The sequence below is a fragment of the Pseudoalteromonas sp. MMG007 genome (genome assembly GCF_018100985.1).
Lineage (GTDB): Bacteria > Pseudomonadota > Gammaproteobacteria > Enterobacterales > Alteromonadaceae > Pseudoalteromonas.
Window position 1 is genome coordinate 1 of the sequence record NZ_JAGJEI010000059.1, and the last position, 377, is coordinate 377.

Below are 377 nucleotides of genomic sequence, written 5' to 3' on the forward strand. Positions count from 1 at the left end.
GCTATGTACTGCCAGTTGCCCCAGTTTGCTGCTACGTCGTAATCAATCAATTGCTGCTCAAAGTAGGCTGCGCCGTATCGCCAATCAAGGCCAAGCTCGTTTACTAAACAGCTTGCTGCAATTTGCCGTGCTCGGTTTGAAATGTAACCCGTAGTGTTTAGCTCTTCCATGATGGCATTTACAAGCGGGTAAGGCGTTGTGCCGTTACACCAAGCAGCAAAGCGTGTAGGTGTAAAAGTAGTAAGTGGTTTAGTTTGTTTTTGACCTTTAAAGCTAAACAGGTTGCTACCTGCTTTAAGTGCGTGCCATTTAAAATACTCTCGCCATAGCAATTCAAATTTAATCCAGTAAGTAGACTCGTTTGCCGTGTTGCTTTG

1 protein-coding gene is annotated in these 377 nt (G+C 44.6%); it reads right to left on the bottom strand.

The annotated features are described in order from the left end of the window. Positions 1-377 (bottom strand): FAD-binding domain-containing protein (locus J8L71_RS18420; RefSeq protein WP_282098407.1); only part of this gene is annotated, 377 nt, incomplete at both ends.